The sequence below is a fragment of the Marispirochaeta aestuarii genome, assembly GCF_002087085.1.
Lineage (GTDB): Bacteria > Spirochaetota > Spirochaetia > JC444 > Marispirochaetaceae > Marispirochaeta > Marispirochaeta aestuarii.
In genome coordinates this window covers 29436-50056 of the sequence record NZ_MWQY01000022.1, presented here as the reverse complement: position 1 = coordinate 50056, position 20621 = coordinate 29436, and the positions used below count along the sequence as shown (strand labels likewise).

17 protein-coding genes are annotated in these 20621 nt (G+C 49.5%); 14 read left to right on the top strand and 3 right to left on the bottom strand.

What is annotated here, in order from left to right:
- Positions 1-38 precede the first annotated feature (38 nt).
- The 12 genes from B4O97_RS19845 (at position 39) to B4O97_RS16245 (ending at position 16033) form a co-directional block, all read left to right on the top strand.
- Positions 39-350, top strand: coding sequence for a DUF4258 domain-containing protein (locus tag B4O97_RS19845; RefSeq protein WP_083052480.1), 312 nt, complete (start codon positions 39-41; stop codon positions 348-350).
- Positions 351-411: 61 nt separating this feature from the next.
- On the top strand, positions 412-1308 hold the full coding sequence (locus tag B4O97_RS16300; RefSeq protein WP_158084357.1) for a ribonuclease D: 897 nt from the start codon (positions 412-414) through the stop codon (positions 1306-1308).
- Positions 1289-2656 (top strand): MATE family Na+-driven efflux transporter, encoded by a 1368-nt coding sequence (locus tag B4O97_RS16295; protein WP_083052477.1) that lies wholly within the window; start codon positions 1289-1291, stop codon positions 2654-2656. The genes B4O97_RS16300 and B4O97_RS16295 overlap by 20 nt, the downstream gene beginning before the upstream one ends.
- A gap of 101 nt (positions 2657-2757) precedes the next feature.
- Positions 2758-4245: a type I restriction-modification system subunit M gene (locus B4O97_RS16290; protein ID WP_083052476.1), complete on the top strand. Its 1488-nt coding sequence runs from the start codon at positions 2758-2760 to the stop codon at positions 4243-4245.
- On the top strand, positions 4242-6569 hold the full coding sequence (locus B4O97_RS16285; protein WP_083052474.1) for an HsdM family class I SAM-dependent methyltransferase: 2328 nt from the start codon (positions 4242-4244) through the stop codon (positions 6567-6569). The genes B4O97_RS16290 and B4O97_RS16285 overlap by 4 nt, the downstream gene beginning before the upstream one ends.
- On the top strand, positions 6569-8059 hold the full coding sequence (locus tag B4O97_RS16280; protein ID WP_083052473.1) for a type I restriction-modification system subunit M: 1491 nt from the start codon (positions 6569-6571) through the stop codon (positions 8057-8059). The genes B4O97_RS16285 and B4O97_RS16280 overlap by 1 nt, the downstream gene beginning before the upstream one ends.
- A gap of 61 nt (positions 8060-8120) precedes the next feature.
- Positions 8121-8477, top strand: a complete 357-nt coding sequence (locus tag B4O97_RS16275) for a type II toxin-antitoxin system RelE/ParE family toxin (RefSeq protein ID WP_083052471.1) — start codon at positions 8121-8123, stop codon at positions 8475-8477.
- 2 nt (positions 8478-8479) lie between these two features.
- A complete protein-coding gene (locus B4O97_RS16270; RefSeq protein ID WP_083052470.1) occupies positions 8480-9580 on the top strand; it encodes a helix-turn-helix domain-containing protein in 1101 nt (366 codons plus the stop codon).
- Between the two features lie 186 nt (positions 9581-9766).
- Entirely contained in the window at positions 9767-11167 is a 1401-nt protein-coding gene (locus tag B4O97_RS16260) for a hypothetical protein (RefSeq protein WP_083052467.1), read from the top strand.
- Positions 11164-12363 carry a restriction endonuclease subunit S gene (locus tag B4O97_RS16255; protein WP_158084356.1) on the top strand — a complete coding sequence of 400 codons (1200 nt, stop codon included), beginning with the start codon at positions 11164-11166 and terminating at the stop codon, positions 12361-12363. Before B4O97_RS16260 ends, B4O97_RS16255 begins: the two co-directional genes overlap by 4 nt.
- On the top strand, positions 12356-15310 hold the full coding sequence (locus B4O97_RS16250; RefSeq protein WP_083052464.1) for a type I restriction endonuclease subunit R: 2955 nt from the start codon (positions 12356-12358) through the stop codon (positions 15308-15310). Before B4O97_RS16255 ends, B4O97_RS16250 begins: the two co-directional genes overlap by 8 nt.
- Positions 15311-15472: 162 nt before the next feature.
- Positions 15473-16033, top strand: a complete 561-nt coding sequence (locus B4O97_RS16245) for a hypothetical protein (RefSeq protein ID WP_083052462.1) — start codon at positions 15473-15475, stop codon at positions 16031-16033.
- 562 nt (positions 16034-16595) lie between these two features.
- Here B4O97_RS16245 and B4O97_RS16240 read toward each other — a convergent pair.
- Genes B4O97_RS16240 through B4O97_RS16230 form a run of 3 tightly spaced genes read right to left on the bottom strand, consistent with a single transcriptional unit; the run spans position 16596 to position 18544 of the window.
- Positions 16596-17168 carry a DUF2179 domain-containing protein gene (locus tag B4O97_RS16240; RefSeq protein WP_083052461.1) on the bottom strand — a complete coding sequence of 191 codons (573 nt, stop codon included), beginning with the start codon at positions 17166-17168 and terminating at the stop codon, positions 16596-16598.
- Positions 17168-17629, bottom strand: coding sequence for a GreA/GreB family elongation factor (locus B4O97_RS16235; RefSeq protein WP_083052459.1), 462 nt, complete (start codon positions 17627-17629; stop codon positions 17168-17170). The genes B4O97_RS16240 and B4O97_RS16235 overlap by 1 nt, the downstream gene beginning before the upstream one ends.
- Positions 17630-17677: 48 nt before the next feature.
- Positions 17678-18544 carry a helix-turn-helix transcriptional regulator gene (locus tag B4O97_RS16230; RefSeq protein ID WP_158084355.1) on the bottom strand — a complete coding sequence of 289 codons (867 nt, stop codon included), beginning with the start codon at positions 18542-18544 and terminating at the stop codon, positions 17678-17680.
- Positions 18545-18670: 126 nt separating this feature from the next.
- Between B4O97_RS16230 and chrA the strand changes: the two genes are divergently transcribed.
- Positions 18671-19876: a chromate efflux transporter gene (chrA, locus tag B4O97_RS16225; RefSeq protein WP_083052456.1), complete on the top strand. Its 1206-nt coding sequence runs from the start codon at positions 18671-18673 to the stop codon at positions 19874-19876.
- A gap of 69 nt (positions 19877-19945) precedes the next feature.
- Positions 19946-20080, top strand: coding sequence for a hypothetical protein (locus B4O97_RS19775; protein WP_269844576.1), 135 nt, complete (start codon positions 19946-19948; stop codon positions 20078-20080).
- Positions 20081-20621 lie beyond the last annotated feature (541 nt).

Below are 20621 nucleotides of genomic sequence, written 5' to 3'. Positions count from 1 at the left end.
AGAGTTGATCTCTGAAAACCTTATTGAGGAGGGCTAATATGCCATGTAGGTTTTCCGGGTCACCGGATCGTATCTCTTTATCGAACCACGCTCGTCAGAGAATGGTGGAGCGTGGGATCTCCCCTGATGATGTAAGCACAATCCTGCACCGTGGAACCGTGTATGAGCTTAGCGGTGGACGTTATCTGGTTACCATTTTGCCATCGCCATTTCTGGTATTGGATTCGACAGGCAAGAGTATGGAGCTTCAGAATTGCAGTGTTCTTATAGCGGAAGACGGTGGTGTTGTTACGGTCTATCGTAATGATGAGCGCTGTCCGTTATTCAGATTTTCTGCTTGCACTGACTGAAGAATCTCATCCCGGGGCAGATCTGCCTCGGGGTGTTTTCTTACAGATGAAATTGGGGAGTATGATGAAGAATTATTTTTTTATAGACACTGAAGAAGGTCTGATTGAACTTCGTAAGCATCTTTATAATGAACAAGTAAAAATTGTCGGGATGGATCTTGAAGCAGATTACAGCAGGCATGGGTATGGAGAGAAGCTTTGCCTGATTCAGCTCTATGACGGGAAAGAAGTCTATCTCATTGATGCCCTTGCGGTATCGGAAGAAGAAGTTTGCACCACATTAACTCACAAACAGTTTATCAAAGTATTCTTTGATGCCGGCAGCGATATGGCGCTGGTTTACCGCCTTTATGGAATAGTTATGTATCCGGTTATCGACCTCCACACAATAGCAGGGGTTCTGGATACGAACGTTGGTGGACTCAACTCTGTACTCAGCAGATATCTTGCTGTTCAAGTATCGGAAACAAAAAAGAAATACCAGAAATCTGACTGGAGGACGCGGCCTCTGCCTCCTGATGCAGCAGCTTATGCGGCCGGGGATGTGCGCCATTTGATTGATCTCTACACAATTCTGATAAAAAGCATTGAAGACAGGGGGCTCGTTGGAGAACTTGCGAATGCTATGGAAAGAAGAAGATTCCAGCCGGACCGACAATCACGAAGGTCGCGAAATCTTGAGAACAGGCTGAATGCTCTGTCTCATTCTCAAAGATTGCTTTTTGACCGGATCAAGGCAATCCGTGAGGGATTTGCGATGATCGAAAATCGGCCGAAGGAGCATATTATCTGCAAAGAGCTTCTTTTCGATATTGCTTGTGGAAGGCGGTCAGTTGTTGGTGTTAAACCTCCAAAGTCGATAAGGAAGGATCTTCGTGAAGCGTTTCGGAGCAGGTTAGTGGAGGCCTGTGAAGTGCAACAGAATATCAGGGGGAATTATGAAAAAGTTGCAGGGTAATATCGGGAATCTTATATTTTCAACTGGGACATCATTCAAACAGATCAACTTCAAACTGCTCGGTGTTCTTATATTGATGGGGCTGCTTCCAACTATCTACATGACAGTTCGTATCCATTTTCTCGGAACGTTACCGGGAGACTGGGGATACAATATAGCCTCACAGCTTGCCTGGCTGAATATTACCTACGAGGTGGTTCATGAATCACTTATACTGCCGATGTTTTTCCTGATCGGAAGATTCCTGCATGACAGAAGCCGTTTCAACAACGCTGTATCGAACGGGTTTATCCTCACTGCAGCGCTTTATGGAATCCTTTCAATACTTACCCTGCTATTTGCCCGGCCGATGATTGTGTTCATGGCACAGAAGACCGAACTCGTCGAGGCTACTGTGCGGTACATTCGCCTGAAGGCAGTATCTGCACTTTTCGCTGCCTTGGTACGATTTCTCACACTTACCCTGGTTGTGTTGAAGAGAGAGATCAGGTTGCTTTTCATTCTCGGAATTCAGCTCGTACTCTCGGTTCTCTTTGATACAATTTTCTTAAGTTCGTTGCCTTTCTCCCTCCAGTTGGGGGTGAATGGTATTGCTATTACCAACATCATTGTTAATTTCATCCTCCTGAGTATTTTAGTTAATATGCTCAGAAGAGAAGGTTACCTGGTTCCCGGTTACAGTTTCAAACTTGATCTGGGTTGCCTGAGAGCCTGGTTTCGGGTCGGCGGGATTTCAGGTCTCGAGTCGTTCGTTCGGAATGCAGCCTTCATTTTAATGGTAATCCGGCTCGTAAACATGGTGCAGGAGCAGGGGACATTCTGGGTTACCAACAATTTTATATGGGGCTGGCTTCTTGTGCCGGTACTCGCCCTGGGAGAGCTAATAAAGCGGGATACTGCTGAGGATGTAGATGCTATAAGGACGAAGGCTTTCGGGTATGGTGTTCTAACTCTTGTTTTTGTCCTTGGCTGGCTCATCACTATCCCGCTGTGGCGTTCGTTCATGCGGGAGGTTATGGGAGTTGCTGACTGGGAGAAGGTCTTTCAGCTGAGTCTTATCTCCCTTGGTTTTTACATAACCTTTGCATTCAACAACATTGCCGACAGCATCTTCTACGGAAGAGGGCGAACAGATCTGATGCTCTACCAGTCATTGATTGTGAACAGCCTCTTTTACGGTAGTCTGTTTGTTCTATTCCAGCTTGGTTTATATAGCCCCACTCTGGTCAGTATTACGGTCATGTTCGGAACAGGTATTGCGATTGATTCGGGGATTACGTTCATCATGTATTACCGATTTTACAGGCGATTGACCATTCCATCTGTTACAAATGCAATCACAGGTTGAATCATCGCTATAGGAGTAATTGCATTGACAGTGACCCTGTTTTATACTGACAAAGGTTTTCATCAGCTGAGGTTCAGAACGATAAAGAGCGAAAAGAGAAAATGTTAAGTTTAAGCGCCATCGAATCATACCTTTGGGAATCCGCGAACATCCTGCGTGGTCCTGTCGACGCGGCCGATTTCAAGACCTACATATTCCCGCTGTTGTTCTTCAAGCGGCTCTCCGACGTCTATGACGAGGAGTATGACGTGGCCCTGGAAGAATCAGACGGCGACGTGGAATTTGCCCAGTTCCCCGAGAACCACCGGTTCCAGGTTCCGGAGGGCTGCCACTGGAAAGATGTCCGGGCCAAGAGCGCCAATATCGGCCATGCACTCCAGAAGGCGATGCGCTGCATCGAGCAGGCCAACCCGGACACCCTGCATGGCATCTTCGGCGATGCCCAGTGGACCAACAAGGAACGCCTTTCGGATGCGTTGCTCAAGGACCTGATAGAACACTTCTCGTCGCTTGATCTGGGCAATGAGCACAGCAAGGCGGACATTCTCGGCCAGGCCTATGAATACCTAATCAAGAAATTTGCCGACCTCACCAACAAAAAGGCCGGTGAATTCTATACCCCACGCTCCGTGGTCTCGCTAATGGTTCGCATCCTTGCACCCAAGGCCGGGGAAACCATCTATGACCCAGCCTGCGGGACTGGCGGCATGCTCCTCGAAGCGCTGCACCATGTCAAAGAGCATGGCGGCGACGAGAACCTCATGCTGGGCAAGCTTTATGGCCAGGAAAAGAACCTGACCACATCCTCCATCGCCCGGATGAACCTCTTTCTCCACGGTGCGGAAGATTTTCATATTGAACGCGGCGACACCTTGCGCTTGCCTGCCTTTTATTCAGGCGACAGCCTCGCCACCTTTGACTGTGTCATCGCAAATCCTCCCTTCTCCCTGGAAAAGTGGGGGGACGACATCTGGATCAACGACCCTTACGGCCGGAACTTTGCCGGGTTGCCGCCAGCCAAATCCGGCGACTTCGCCTGGGTTCAGCACATGATCAAGTCCATGGCACGAAAGACCGGGCGAATGACCGTGGTTCTTCCCCATGGCGTGTTGTTCCGCATGTCCAAGGAGGGCGAGATTCGACGTAAGCTGCTGGAAATGGACATGCTCGAAGCGGTGATCGGTCTCGGTCAGAATATTTTCTACGGAACCGGTCTCGCGCCTTGCGTCCTGGTCTTCCGCGACAGCAAGCCCAAGGCCCACCGCCAGAAGGTGCTTTTCATCGACGCCTCGAAGGAGTTCAAGACCGGCCGCGCTCAGAACGAGCTGCTGCTGGAACACGTTGACAACATCCATCGCTGGTACGAGGGCTATCAGGATGTGGAAGGGATCTGCCGGGTGGTCACGCAGGACCAGATTCGCGAGAACGATTTCAACCTGAACATCCCCCGCTACGTGGAGCCGGTGATCGAGGAGGACTCCATGACCGTCGATCAGGCCATCGCCAATCTCAAGGAATCGCTGCAGGCGGCGTATGCAGCCGAGGATCGGTTGAAGGCGCTGCTTAAAAAAGAAGGGTTGATGGCATGAGCTCGACATCTAAAACACTACAATCCCTCTCGCGATATATTGATTCTCAAAGAGGTCATGGACCACCTGATCCATGGCGGGGCTTACTCGCTCTGGCAAGGGGGGAAATCTCTGGTGAGCTAACACCTGATGTGGTCGAAACTGTCATTGGGCAAGCTGATTCTCGGGGAGCTGGTGAATTTGTTTCACCGCCAATGATTAGTCGCTTTATGGCTGATCTGGCTGTTCTTGTTAAACCTACCTCTGTAATCGATCCCACTTGTGGCAGTGGGCTTATGCTTCACAAGGTGATTACTGCACATAAACCTAAAGTAGCAAAGGGCATTGATCTCGACAGTAACAGCTGCGAAATCGCTTCTGTGCTTCTTAAAGATCAAGCAAATATCCAGCGAGGCAATGTACTCGATCCTGCTCTTGATTCTCAAGAGCGATATGATCTAATCATTGCTGATCCTCCTCTCGGCAAGCATATTAATCGGGAAAATCTACCTCCAATACTGAAAGAAGAAAATCTTCTGGATCTGGCGCAATACATTACTATATGGGCATGCCATAAACTTGCTGCAGAAGGAACCTTGGCCATCGTCATGTCTCCTCGCGCGCTAAAACACAAGCCCTTTATTGAGGCGATCCATAGAACTGGTTGCTGCATAAAAGCAAGCTTAAATGTTCCGTATGGAACACGACTTAATACTTCGATCTCCTCTCAGATTTTGGTTATAGAGCATGGACCTCAAACAGACATTTTTGTAGGTCAGGTAGCGGACGATCAAAAGCATAGTGAACGACTTCTAAAAAACTACAAAAACAATAAATCAGATATGCACCCCAGTCTTGGGCGGATGATTGCATTATCCAAGTACGTTGATTTTGAAGCCTTGGAAGCAGAATACCGGGTTCTCCAAAAGCTTCGGAAGACGTTGTTATCTCCGATACCATTTACTGATTTAATCAAGAACGTGATCCATCTTAGTCTAAAAGAACTTGACCAGACTTCGGTTATCTCTGCGAATACCTTGCTGTTATCACAATCAGGAAAATTCTTCACTGCGGACAATTTAGAAGCTTCTTTAAACAAAGGAAAATGCACTTGTTTTATCCTGGACGAATCCAAGGTTCATGTATCTTATTTATTGCAGTGGTTTAAGAACGATCTTGGTAAGCTCGCTTTACAAGCTGCAGGGGTAGGTAGTCCTTCTGGTTCGCAGCGTATTACAAAGGATGTCTGTGATCGCCTGATGTGCTATATACCTCCCTTGAATGCACAGCTTGAGGTACTCGAAGCCCTGCGTCATCTTGAAGCTCTAAGAAATGAAACCCGGGAAATTGAAGCTATGTGTTGGACTGGTTATCACTCCAGTGAAGAAATCTTGATACGCGCACAGACTATCAACAACGAGGTGCGATACGAAGACTGGATTGCTACTCTCCCATTTCCTCTTGCTTCAATTTTATGGTGCCATCGAGTTGCTGAGGACGATCCCCGGATTAGATTCAGTATTCTGCTCCATTTCTTCGAGGCACTTGCGGAATTCCTTGCCACGGTCCACCTGAGTGCATTCTCGAGTCACATAATTATCTGGCAAGAAGCTCATAAAGAAATACTGGAAGCATTGTCTGTTCAGCATCTGACCTTTGCTCGTGCAACCTTTGGGACGTGGAAAGTTGTAGTAGAGAAGCTCAGTGCACTATCGAGGGTTATGCTTGCCAAAACGGATGATGCTCCCGTTGCAATAAGCTTATATTCGCTTGTCTCCACATCATGGTTGGAAAAACTAAGTGCACCAATAATTTCACAAATCATTTCTCGTGCCAATCAAATGCGTAATACGTATGGCGGGCACGGTGGCGCCTTGGGAAAAGCCCAGGCAGCAGCAATAGAGAATGATTTACGTGCAATGATTGAAGAGTTACGCAATCTCTGGGGCCACGGATGGAATCAATTTGAACTCCTCCAGATGGGTAAAATGGAATACATCGAAGACCAGTATACATGTGATTCACTTCGTATCATGGGTGCCAATAGTCAGTTTGAGCACGTAACAAGAACTGTCGCAACGCCTATGATTTCTGGCAAGCTTTATCTACTCGCGGAAGGTGCTTCAAAGGGATTACAGCTACTGCCATTTATTCGCATGATTGCTCCCCCTCACCAAGATGCAATCGCTTGCTATTTCTATAGCAGGACTAAAGGAGACGAACAGCGATTTGTGTCATATCACTATGAGCATGCACCTGAAGTCCATCAGCATTTTGAAGACACTGCCAATGTTCTACGACTGCTAACAACATTGCCTGATCGTATTAGGATGGAGACAGATTAATGGCTATCTCCCAATCTCAACTCGAATCCTACCTCTGGGGCGCGGCCACCTTGTTGCGCGGCTATCTCGACGCCGGGGATTACAAGCAGTTCATCTTTCCTCTGCTGTTCTACAAGCGCTTGTGCGACGTGTACGACGAGGAACTGGCCGATGCGCTGGAGGAATCCGGCGGCGATCAGGAATACGCTGCTCTCCCCGAACAGCACCGCTTCCAGATTCCGGAAGACGCCCACTGGAAGGCCACCCGCACCAAGGTCAAAAACGTGGGCAAGGTCATTCAGGATGCCCTGCGGGCGATTGAGACTGCTAACCCCGACACACTGTTCGGGGTTTTCGGCGATGCCCAGTGGACCAACAAGGACCGCCTGCCGGACCACATGCTGCGCGAGCTCATTGAGCATTTCAGCTCGCAGAAGCTTTCACTCTTCAACTGCCCGGAAGATGAGCTGGGCGTAGGCTACGAGTTTCTGATCAAGAAGTTCGCCGATGATTCCGGCCACACTGCTGCGGAGTTCTATACCAATCGCACCGTGGTTCATTTGATGACCGAGATGCTCGAACCCAAACCCGGTGAGTCGATCTATGACCCCACCTGCGGGTCAGCGGGCATGCTCCTCTCTGCAGTCGCCCATCTGAAGCGGAAGAAGAAGGAGTGGCGGAACCTGCAGCTGTTCGGCCAGGAGCGCAACCTGCTCACCTCGGCCATCGGTCGGATGAACCTGTTCCTACACGGCATCGAGGATTTCCGCATCGTCCGGGGTGACACCCTGGCCAACCCCGCCTTTGTCGAAGGCGATCGACTCATGCGGTTCGATGTGGTCTTGGCCAATCCGCCGTATTCCATCAAGCAGTGGGATCGTGATGCCTGGTCCACCGATACGTGGGGCCGAAACATCTACGGCACTCCGCCTCAGGGACGAGCCGACTATGCCTTCTGGCAGCACATCATCAAGAGCATGAAGACCAAGAGTGGCCGCTGCGCCATCCTGTTTCCGCATGGCGTCCTCTTTCGCAATGAAGAACTGGCTATGCGTGAGAAGCTGGTCGCCCACGACGTGGTGGAGTGCGTGCTTGGCCTCGGTCCCAGCCTCTTTTACAACTCGCCCATGGAAGCCTGCGTTGTTATCTGCCGGATGAACAAACCCAAGGAGCGCAGGAACAAGGTGCTCTTCATCAACGCGGTGAACGAGGTGACCCGCGAGCGGGCACAGAGCTTCCTAACTGACGAACACATCCAGCACATTGTCTCCGTCTACCAGACCTTTTGCCACGAGGACGGCTTTGCCCGGGTGGTCGGTAATGACGAGATTCGAGAGAAGGCCAACAACCTCAGCATCCCGCTCTTTGTGCGGGCGGACAACGGAAACGGCAGTGGCAACGGAGTGACAGAAACAGTCAACCTCAAACAGGCCATTGCCAACTGGCAGCAAAGCTCGATGGCTTTGCGGGGATTGATGGAAGGGTTATTCAAGATATTGGAGGGAGAATAAGTAGAAAACCAATAAAAAGATTAACATACTATGTTAATTATTTTATTGACAAGGTGTAGTAATGCTGATATATTTTAAAACGAAGAAACTTCAAAAACTATGTTCTGAAGAACGAGAAATGAACAAGTCCTTAGGACTTAAGATGAAAAAAAAGTTGCAGCAGCGTCTGATGGAATTGAAAGCCGCAAACGTGCTTGAGGATCTTTCCCATCTTCCGCCTACCCGCTGTCATGAATTGACCAACCGGAGGGGTGTTTTCTCGGTCGACCTTGAATATCCTCAGCGACTGCTGTTTATTCCAGCTGATGAACCGATACCTTGCAAAGATGATGGAGGTATTGATCTGAAAGCTGTCACGGAAATCGAAATCATTGCCATTGAAGACACCCATGACAGGAAAACACAACGGAGGAACTGATTATGGCCGCCCCTATAAAAGCAAAGAAAGCTTATGAGTTCATACCCAATTATGCCGTTCCTCCTGGTGAGACTATAGCTGAAGTTATAGAGAATCTCAGTATGACCCAGAAAGACTTGGCTACCCGAACGGGACTTACCGAACAGACGATTGTTCGAATTCTGAAGGGTGAACAGCCTATAACCTTTGAAACTGCGAATAAACTGGAACTTGTCACCGGTGTTCCGGCTCGGATGTGGAACAACCTTGAAATGCAATACCGAGAGCAGCTCAGCAAAATTGAGCAATCCAGGGAATTCGAAAGAGGTATTGACTGGTTGAAGGATATCCCTACCAGAGAACTGATAGAGCGAAGCGTGATTTCGGATGAGAAAGACAAGATAAAACTTCTTCAAGAAACCCTGAAGTTTTACGGGGTATCCAGCGTATCTGCCTGGCACGATGTGTGGGAGTCGCCGAAGGTCGCTGCCCGACGGTCGACCTGTTTCGAGACACGTCCCGGACCGGCATCCGTATGGATAAGATTAGGCGAGCTGCAGGCCCAGCAGATTGAATGTGCACCCTTCGATAAGTACAGGTTCGAGAAGGCGATAAAAGCTATTCGCGGTTTAACCATTAAGAAGCCGGATGAGTTCGTGGATACAATGCGTCGGTACTGCGCGGAAGCGGGTGTAGCTCTGGCATTAGTGAAGGAGATAAAAAAAGTACCCTGGAACGGAGCATCTAAATGGCTTTCACCACAAAAGGCGATGATCATCTTGAATCTCAGAGGCAAAGGTGAAGATATCTTCTGGTTCTCATTTTTCCACGAGGCAGATCATATACTCCATGGGAAGAAACAGCGGCTTTATATAGCTGAAAATAACAGTACAGACCCTGAAGAGCAGAAGGCTGACAGGTTCGCCTCCGAGACTCTTATTCCATCAAAATATCATACTCAGATAGCCTTGATCACAACCAAGGATGAAGTAATACAGTTGGCTCGCAAGCTTGGTGTCAGTCCCGGCATTGTAGCCGGACGATTTCGTTTCCTGACAGGTAAATGGAGCTATTTTAAGGATCTTACAAGAAACTTTGTCTGGGACGAAGAGGAAACAAGTTAAGATGATGAATATGGGAGGGAAGAGTCAGAGTAATTTTTGGCAGATGATTGTTAATGACTGCGAATGCAACCGATGGTTGCACAAATATACTCTCCGGAGAAGGGAAAATAGTGTTCTGAAAACAATCGATACCAGCCAGGACGGCTGGCTTATGAAGCATTCTCTTGAGAATTGTAAGGGCAACAGATGACTAATCCAAACAATGTCCAATTACCCGATGCTTTTTCGCAGGGTCCGGGTTTTCCTGTCAATCTGGGAACGGCTAAGGCAGATTTTTGGATTGAAGATGGGGGAGGTGCTCGGTTTAAAGAGTTGAAGCAGATCGATGTGCATGGGACTCAAATTTTTCTGCCCAAAGATCGAGTACATCTGTCACTCTCAGGCATACCGTCATCTGATGTCCTGCGTGCAGCGTTTAATGGGACGGCGTTTGTACAGTTTACGGGGCAGGAACCCATCCAATGCCTAAACCACGATAACGACGAAAACCACTCAACTTGGATCCCGCTGATGGAGCCTCTTGATATTGTACACTCACCAGACTCTGGAACACGGCTTGAGTTCGTTCTATTTGCTTTTCCGGTCTTTTACGGTGATCAAGACAAAAAGGTTAAAAGAACAAATGAAGAAGGCAAGACTATGGGCTGGTGGCGCTGCGGACAGATCGAAATGACACATGAGCAATGGCACATACAAATCACGGCCCACAGCAAAACCAAAGAGTGGGGCGAAACCATAAAGCAGACAGGTGGTTTGGCGGCCACCCATGCCGGGTGCATTCAGAAAACTAATGGTGAACCGATGGATTGGAATGAGGCGCAAGATATCATCAATTGCCTGCATCATTTTCTTTCTTTTGCCAGAGGACACTGGCAGCCTATTGGTAATATCAGACTCCTATCGAACGATGACATTTGCCTGCGTGAAAAATGGGGGATACTTAGAGGCAGCGACCCGTTATCACATAACAACAGCCTGACATGGTGGAGTCCACATCCACAGGCGCATCATCTTTTAGATGTATTCAAAGGATTTTGGGACTTATGGATAGACCTGTCATGGAAAGAAGTGCTGCCAGAAGTGATCTATTGGTATCTACAGGCAAACCTTGCCGGTAGAGGCCATCTGAGTGCAGATTCTGCGTTGATTCTATCTCAGTCCACATTGGAGAAGCTTTCCTGGATCTACGCTACACAGGTAAAAAAGGCAGTTTCCGAGGAAGCCTTCCAACCAGGAAAGTTGAGGGCTTCTGATCAGATCCGACTATTGGCCACTCTAATGGATTTACCCCATGAGATTCCGGATATTCTCGGTTCCATCAAGGAGGATGTCAATGGCCAAAAATTTGAGGATGCCTTTCATGCCATAACCATCATCAGGAATCAGCTTGTACATTCTAAAAAGAAGCGAGAACTTAAACCAAGGGCCGAATTCGATGCATGGAACTTGTCCCAGTGGTATGTGGAGATGTGCCTGTTGCGGTTGATGAAATATCAAGGACGATATGCGAATAGGGTTCGCATGCATAAATGGGCAGGAGAAACGGAAGCTGTACCTTGGGCTATTTCAGAGGAGAGTGCCAAATGAGTAGACAATCCCTGAGGCCCAGCTGGAAGATGGTCAAGTTCGGCGAGGTGGTGAAGAACGCCAACCTCGTGGAGCGCGATCCCGAGACCAATGACATTGAAAGAATCGTCGGGCTCGAACACATTGAACCCGATAATCTGCATATCCGGCGCTGGAACTCCGTTGCGGATGGCACCTCGTTTACCCGCAAGTTCGTACCGGGACAGACGCTCTTCGGCAAGCGACGGGCTTATCAACGCAAGGTCGCCTTTGCCGAGTTTGAGGGTATTTGTTCCGGGGATATCCTGACGTTTGAACCGAAGAACAGAAAGGTACTGCTGCCGGAGCTTCTGCCATTTATCTGCCAGAGCGATGCCTTCTTCGATTATGCGCTTGACACCTCGGCTGGATCGCTGTCGCCGAGAACCAGTTGGACGGCGTTGCAGGGTTTTGAATTTCCGCTGCCGCCGCTCGATGAACAGAAGCGCATTGCCGAGATCCTGTGGGCGGCGGATGAGGCGGTGGAGGTATGGAGAGAAGTGACTCTCAATGTGGCGAACTTATTCAATGTTTGTGCAAATGAGGTGGCGCTGAATGCCAAAGTAAACGGTGCATTTGTTGAAATGAACAAACTTGCCAGCAGCGAGGCTTCGAGTTTTACAAACGGCCCGTTTGGGAGCAATTTGTTAACCAAAGAACTTACGGATGAAGGTGTCCCAGTTATTTATGTCAGAGATGTGAAAGATGGAAGATATATACGACAGGAGAATGTTTGTGTGACGTCTGAAAAAGCGGAAGAGTTAAAGGCATGCAAGACGATTCCAGGGGATATTCTTTTTAGTAAAGTGGGAGATCCACCAGGAATCGCAAGCATATACCCCGAGAAGGAACCTGATGCGATTGTCACCCAGGATGTTATCCGCTTGAGGGTTAATACCCAAAAAGTAAATCCGGAATATCTCAAGTTCTTTTTTAACTCGAAGCCGGGACGAGACTCACTGAACGAAATCATCATTCGAGGAACGCGTCAGAGATTTTCTTTGAGGGACTTCAAGAAGCTAAAAATCCCTCTACCTAAATTGAGTGACCAAATAGAAGCAGCCCAAAAGCTGAATGAAATTGAAAAGAAGCTTGAGGAGGCTGAAAAGCACCTTCAGGACACGGTTGAGTTACAAAGGAGCCTGACTCAAGGGCCGTTGCGGGGGGATAATGTTTAACGAAGAAAACACAGTCGAACAGATGGTTCTCGACACGCTCTGCGGCGGCGTGACTTCGAACATGGTTGCCGAAGCGCTCGCCAGCTACGGTGGTGAGATCAAAGGCTGGCGCTTCGTGTCCGCCGAGGAGCTGCCCCGTCAGCACTCCGACGTGCTGGTGGAGTCGATGGTGCGCGACGCCCTCATCCGCCTGAACCCGGAAATCAAGGCCCAGCCCGACCGCGCCGACGAGGTGCTCTACCGCCTGCGGACCATTCCGTTGTCGGTGCAGAGCGAGGGCCTGGTGCGGGCCAACGAACTGTTCGCCGAATGGCTACGGGGCGAGAAGTCCATGCCCTTTGGTGAGCGTGGCGAACACACGCCGGTGCGGCTGATCGACTTCGAGAATCTCAGCAACAACGATTACGTGGTTACCAACCAGTGGGTCTATCCGGTCAAGGAAGGCGGCCGCCGCTTCGACATTATTATGTTGGTCAACGGTATCCCGCTGGTGGTCGGCGAGGCCAAGACGCCGGTGCGCCCGGCGGTGACCTGGGTGGATGGGGCCAGCGACATCCATAACGGCTATGAACAAAGCGTGCCGCAGATGTTCGTGCCCAACGTCCTCTCCTTTGCCACCGAGGGCAAGTGCTATCGCTACGGCTCGGCGCGCATGCCCATCGATATCTGGGGGCCATGGCACGAGGGCGATAACAAGGCCGAGGGGACGCTGGCGGACGTGCAGCGCTCCATCCGCTCCATGCTGCGCCCCCATGTGGTGCTGGATATCCTGCAGAATTTCACCCTGTTCGCCACCGACAAGAAGCACCGGCGCATCAAGATCATCTGCCGCTATCAGCAATACGAAGGCGCGAACCTGATGGTGGCCCGCGTGGTCAAGGGCTATCCCAAGAAGGGCCTGATCTGGCATTTCCAGGGCTCGGGCAAGTCGCTGCTGATGGTGTTCGCAGCGCAGAAGCTGCGGATGCACCGCAAGCTCGGCAACCCCACGGTGATGATCGTGGTGGACCGCATCGACCTGGATACCCAGATCACCGCCACCTTCAACGCCGCCGATATCCCGAACATGATCGGAGCGGACACTCGGCAGGAGCTGCAAAGCCTGCTGGCGGCTGATTCCCGCAAGATCATCATCACCACCATTCACAAGTTTGGCGAGGCGGACGGCCGCCTGAACGAGCGATCAAACATCATCGTCATGGTGGACGAGGCGCACCGCACCCAGGAGGGCGACCTAGGCCGCAAGATGCGCGACGCGCTGCCCAACGCCTTTCTCTTTGGCCTGACCGGCACGCCGATCAACAAGCGGGACCGCAACACCTTCTGGGCCTTCGGCGCGGATGAAGATGAGCAGGGCTATATGAGCCGTTACTCGTTCCAGGACTCGATCCGGGACAAGGCCACGCTGCCGCTCCACTTCGAGGCGGTGGACGTGAAGCTGCACATCAACAAGGACGCCATCGACGAAGCCTACTCCCAGATGACCGATGAACTGAGCGAGCTGGATCGTGACGACCTGGCCAAACGGGCTGCCAAGATGGCGGTTCTAATTAAGGCCCCGGCGCGGGTGAACACCATTTGCCAGCACATCGTCAAGCACTTCCAGGAAAAGGTAGAGCCGAACGGTTTTAAATCCCAGGTGGTGACCTTCGACCGGGAGTGCTGCGTGCTCTACAAGAAGGCCCTGGACGAGCTGTTCGGGCCGGAAGCCAGCGCCATCGTCATGCACATCCAGGGAGGAAAGTCCGACGAGTACGCGGAATGGAAACTGGCCAAGGACGAGGAAGAAAAGCTCCTCGACCGCTTCCGCGATCCGAACGATCCGCTCAAATTCCTGATCGTCACTTCCAAGCTGCTGACCGGTTTCGATGCGCCCATTCTGCAGGTGATGTACCTCGACAAGCCGATGAAGGACCACAACCTGCTGCAGGCCATCTGCCGTACCAACCGTGTCTACCCCGGCAAGACCCACGGCCTGATCGTGGATTACCTCGGCATCTTCGATGACGTGGCCACCGCCCTCGATTTCGATGAAAAGGCGGTGCAGAAGGTCATTACCAATCTGGATGACCTCAAGAAAGAGCTGCCTGGAGTGGTCTCAAAGAGCCTTTCGTTCTTCCCTGGCGTGGACCGTACCGTTGGCGGCTACGAGGGGCTGATAGCGGCGCAGGATTGTCTGCCGGATAACGAGACCCGGGACAAGTTCGCGGCTGAATACACGGTGCTCTCCCGGCTGTGGGAGGCGCTGTCTCCCGATCCCTGTCTCGGCCTTTATGAAACGGACTACAAGTGGTTGACCCAGGTGTATGAGTCGGTGAAGCCGCCGAGCGGTAACGGTAAGCTGCTCTGGCACGCCCTTGGGGCGAAGACCATCGAGCTGGTGCATGAGAACGTGCATATGGAGACAGTGCGCGATGATCTGGACACCCTGGTGATGGACGCCGAGGTCCTCGAAGGGCTGCTCGATGCCAAGGACCCGGATAAAAAATCCAAGGAAATCGAGATCAAGCTCATCGCCCGCCTGCGCAAGCACAAGGACAATCCGAAGTTTGTCGCCCTGGGCGAACGCCTCGAAAAGCTCAAGGAGCGGCACGAACAGGGCCTGCTCCACAGCCTCGATTTCCTCAAGGAACTGTTGACCCTGGCGAAGGAGGTCGTCCAGGCGGAACAGCAAGTCGAACCTGAAGATGAGCAAGAGAAGGCAAAAGCCGCTTTAACAGAACTGTTCATTGAGGTTAAGAACGGGAAGACACCGGTTGTTGTAGAGCGTATCGTCAATGATATTGATGAAATCGTCAGGTTCGTTAGGTTCCCAGGCTGGCAGGGTACAAATGCAGGAGAGAGGGAAGTACAGAAAGCTCTTCGCAAAGTGATATACGTGAAGTATAAAATTAAGGATCAGGATTTGTTCGATAGGGCGTTTGGGTATATCCGGGAGTATTACTGATCTGGTTGTATAGGTTATCGTTAACAGAAATCTGACATGAGAGGGATTATTGTCGACAGAAACTCAGTTAATGTATGCAGAAACCCCGCTTGATGTGAGTTTCTGGTTACAGAAAAACATGGTGGAAGAATCTCCATCTGGTGTAAGAAGAGGTGGGAATTGATGAAAAAAACATTCTGGATTCTTGTTTTCCTATCCATGCTATTACCTGCATGTGCTCAATTCCGAGATACAATATGGGGAATGAGTCGTGCTCAGGTAATTGGAATTGAGGGAGAAGAAAATCTTTACGTGAACGAGTCAGATGTAGTCATTTATAATTGTTCTATAGCTGGCCTCAAAGCTTTCGCTGGGTATCTGTTTGTTGATGACAAACTGGCAGTAGGTAAATATCTTTTTAATGAGACAAGAGCAGATAATAACACCTATTTAGAAGATTTTATGAAATTGAGTAAATTGCTAATATCGATCTATGGAGAGCCTGTAGATGCTGATTCAGAATGGTCAAACTCCCTTTATGAGGACGATGAGGAATATTATGGGTTAGCAATATCCCTCGGTCACTTGTCACTGTGGATTAAATGGGAAACAGAGACAACAGTGATTTTCCAATCCCTTTATGGGCAGGATTATGAAATCAAACACATAATTGAATATAACAGCAAAGAATATGCAGAAGCATACCAGGAAGAAAAACTGAGAAAAGATCAACAAGGTCTTTAAAAAGTGGATTGCCTCGGAAATTCCAGAGACAGTTACATTCTTATAACGGCATTTATGATGAGATTTAACGATGTTTATGATACATCATTGTATGCTTTCATTGTGGAAAACTTCCTTTGGAAGAGAGTTACTGCATAGTGTTATTACTATGATATTTTTCAAGGGTAGATTTAACTGACACCAAATTGACACCAAAAGAATGGATACAAGAAGATATCAGGCGATACAGAAAGAAAATATTGTTTGACATAATTCCTTATTGGTTATACTCTTATCTACAGAGAGATACAAAGAGGCACACCGGTTGTTTGCACTTAAAATCCCCCGGGCTTAATAAGCCCGTACCGGTTCAAGTCCGGTCTCCGGCAAAAAAAAAGAAAAAGAGCGCCGCATGGCGCTCTTTGTACGTACAGTAGGAGACAAGGACTTGAACTCGTCCGAGAGAGTGCCGAAGGCGCTCGCGGGGGCCGAAGCTTCCCGGAGGGAAGCAAGGCTGAAGTCCGGTCTCCGGCAAAAAAAAAGAAAAAGAGCGCCGCATGGCGCTCTTTGTACGTACAGATGTCTATTTTGCCCGCCCTGCAGGCTGGACCCGGGCTTCCTGAGTAATCCAGCGTTTTGATCCGGAGTTCAGAAAGCGAACATCTTCAATGGAGTAGAAGGCACTTCTGTCCAGGCCGTGGATTCGCTTTTCCACCTCCGGAATGTCTTTTCGGCTGATAACACTGAACAGGATGGTTACCGGACCGTCACGTCCCTCGGCATTTACCTCGGTTACGCCGTATCCGAAGCTGCGCAGGCTGGATGCGATGGAACTGCCGGTGTCTTTGCAGACGATGCGGATTAATACATCACCGAAGGCGAAGGAATTCTCCAGTTTTATACCCAGGTATGTACCGGCAGAAAAACCCAGAGCATAGGCCAGCACACTGGCAGGGTTCGACATGTTGGAAAGAACCTGCCGTGCGACAATGAGCCAGAGAAGAATCTCGAAAAAGCCTATCAAGGGTGCGTACTTCTGGTTTCCCCGGGAGGCAAGTATGATCCTTATAGTTCCCAGAGAAACATCGATTACTCTGCTGATAAATACTACCAGGGGCAGAATAATCCACTCCAGTATCCATGGTTCGATAGTCATTACGCGGTAAAATCCCCATTGGCTTCCGGCTGGTAAAGTATTTCCATGATCTTTACCATAACCTCGCCGCCGGGAGCAATGTAGGTTACGGTATCACCCTGTCTGCATCCCAGCAGTGCGGCCCCCAGCGGAGCAAGAAGGGAGACCTTTCCCTGGTTGTAATCCGCCTCCTGTGGAAATACCAGGGTAATTTCCTCTGTCCCCTTTGAACTGGCGTTGTCTATGCGTATGCGGGAGTTCATTGTAACAACGTTGCCCGGCATCTCTTCCGGCAAAACTATATCAGCATACGCCAGATCGTTCTTGAGACGGACCAGGGATTTATATCGTTCACCCTTTTTACTGTCCGTTGCCAGATCGAGAAAACCGCGAATGCGTTTTATGTCGTGGGAATTGAAGGTTCGAATATTGTATTCCATATTCAAACGAACATAGTCCCGAAGGTGAAGATTAGCAACCATGCAAGACCTGGTAGGTATCTGGTAGTAAAAGCTACCGGGTGAAATTGTCTACAGGTTCCGCAGAAAAACGGCCAGATTGATTTTCTCTCCGGCAATACCCAGCTTTTTACGGATATTATAGCGGTGCTTTTCCACGGTTTGCATGGACAGTCCCAGCAGGGAACATATCTCTTTCGTGCTCAATCCTTGTTTGATCATTCGACAGATCTCCATTTCCCGGGAACTCAAGTGAGCTGTTTCCCGATTTTCCCTGAATGCAGAGGAGGCGTTTATCTCGCCCAGGGCTTCGCTGGCTATCCTGGCATAGGCGCAGATATCAGTGTCGGCCTTTGGATTCCGGAGAATCCTGTTCAGAGCAGGAAGTACCGATTCTTCTATCTGCCGCCGTATTGATCGTATATAATTCTCCCGTTCCCCCTGTATCTGATACAGAAGTTCTTTGAGGGCGACATTCTTATTCTCCAGCTGACGGGAGTTTTCCTCAAGCTGATCCATCGCTCTGCGAAGGGACAGCTCAGCCTCCTTTTTGGAGATTACCATGCCGATCTGATCAGCAATTGCTGAAAGCAGCGTCTGTTCCTCTGCAAGAAAGCTGTCCGCCCGGGGTTCCATATTTTTCCCAAGAAAATACACTTCAACAAAACCCGCTGTTCTGCGGTTTATACGGATCGGCTCCCGAAGCCCCTCCGTCCCGGAATGGAAATTCGTGGTTACATACTCGCAGTCCCGGTAGATGATTCTTGCACATGTCTGTTCGGGTTTCTGGAATGCCTGAGGCAGGATATCGACAGTCTGTTGGAGGATAAGCTGCAGATCAACATCGTGCCGGGCCAGGAGTTTTGAAATCTTCAGGAGACAGTTGAGTTCCTTGAGGCGTTCGATAAGGGTCCTGTCTGTTTTCTGATCGGTTTTCATTGAGCTTATCCTTATTTCAGTCTCCGATAGTCTCATTATAATCCGAAATTGTGAATAATCCAGCACAGACAGAAATTGATAAAAGACTTGCCCCCAAGGGGATGCAATGTATAACTTGACTTCGCCATGAATTCTGATAACGACAATAAGGAAACACTCCGGAGCAATGTTTCCTATCCGGCGTTTTTGAAGGATGTGTTGATCTGCTCCCTTGGGGCTTATGGAGGACCGGAGGCTCATTTGGGGGTTTTCCTGGACCGGATGGTGACAAAAAAGAGTTATTTGAAGGAGCAGGATCTTGTTGAACTGATGGCTTTGTGCAGCATTCTTCCAGGACCGACAAGTACGCAAACCATTGTTTCCATCGGCTACAGGATGGGAGGCAGAAAACTTGCCTTTTTCACGATGATTGTCTGGGCCCTGCCGGTTCTGTTTGTCATGGGTTTTCTCTCCTTCGGGTTCCAGGTTTTGTCTTCCATGAATGTATCCCATTCCATTCTGCGATTTATCGGACCCATGGCGGTGGGGTTTATTATCGTTGCGGCTTTAAGAATCGGGCGAAAGGTGGTTACCGATCTTTTGTCTCTGGGTTTATTGCTTAGCTCTGCTGTGCTTACCTTCTTTTTCAGGTCCCCCTGGGTCTTCCCCCTTGTTCTGGCTGCCGGGGGACTGATAAGTATTCTGCTAAAACAGGAAAAGGGAATGTGGAACCCTGTTCAGATTCGTCCGCCCTGGGGCTATCTTGTTCTCTTCGCGGCCCTTGCTGTGGGGGGACTTGCAGCTGCATTCCTGACTGACTTCAGGTTATTGGAGAACTTTGAGCGCTTTTACCGCTACGGATACCTGGTTTTCGGCGGCGGACAGGTAGTCGTTCCTGTCATGTACGGAGAACTTGTTGATATTCGGCAGTTCATGACAGGCGGGGAATTCCTGACCGGGTACGGTCTTGTCCAGGGACTCCCCGGACCGATGTTCAGTTTTGCCGCCTATGCCGGTGGAATGGCTTCCAGGGGGGAGGGGATTCTTATTCAGGCTCTGGGGGCTGCCATTGGCGGAATCGGGATATTTCTTCCCGGACTTCTTTTGATCTATTTTGTCTATCCCCTGTGGGAGGACCTGAAGCAGATACGGGCGATTCGGCTTTCCCTGGCGGGAATAAACGCGGTTGCCGGCGGTCTTATCGCAGTAGCGGCGGTAATCCTGACTCTGTCCAGCGGTATCAGTCTTGAAAACTTGACGGTAACAGCAGCCTCCGCTCTATTGCTCGGGTTTACGAAAATTCCGCCTCCCCTGATTGTGCTGGCGGCCTTCGGCCTCGGGATTATTCTTTGAGTTAAATATTCAATTTCCATACCCGGCTCCCTGAGACAGATTTCAACCTGGTCTTTTGCAGGAACGGTAATGCTGTTCCTGCGTGTGCTGCGGTCCCGTTTGAGCAGAATCGGGAATATCGAGGGGGTAAAGATTATCCGCTGGTGCTTCCGGGAAAGACAGGTGATTATATCTTTCCACAAAACCGGCCTGCTGCCGGGTTGAACATGTTACCAATTCGAAAAATCTAAGCCAATTATATCCTCTTACCGGGATGGGCCGACTGGCAGTCTCGACGAAATTGTCGAGAAGCCTCGACATTCAGGGCGAGAAAACAGATGCAGGAGCGTTTTCCAGCAAGCCAAAACGGGGAATCCGGAAAGCCTCTTAAAAAATATCTGCGTACAAAATGTTATTGAATAAAGAATTACAGTGAACCTTCTGATTCTGATATCGACTTGGCACAGGAGATGCTCTCTTTTCATTGAATACCTGAAGAATACAGACAGGTAATATACAGAAGCTGATTATCATGAAATCAGCTATTACGGCTTGTGTGGCTGGAAGCCCTGACACCATAGCGAAAGGAACAGTCTTATTAAGAATGATTATAGATTGTAAATCCTGTAACCGATATAAATCAGTAGAAAAGGGAAATATTTTATATAGGAGAGTCCTGATATATCCTTGAAAAACATGATGTTACGGGGAAAAAGAACAAGCCTAATCCTGTTGCTGCTGGTAAGCTTGAATCTTTTTTTCACAG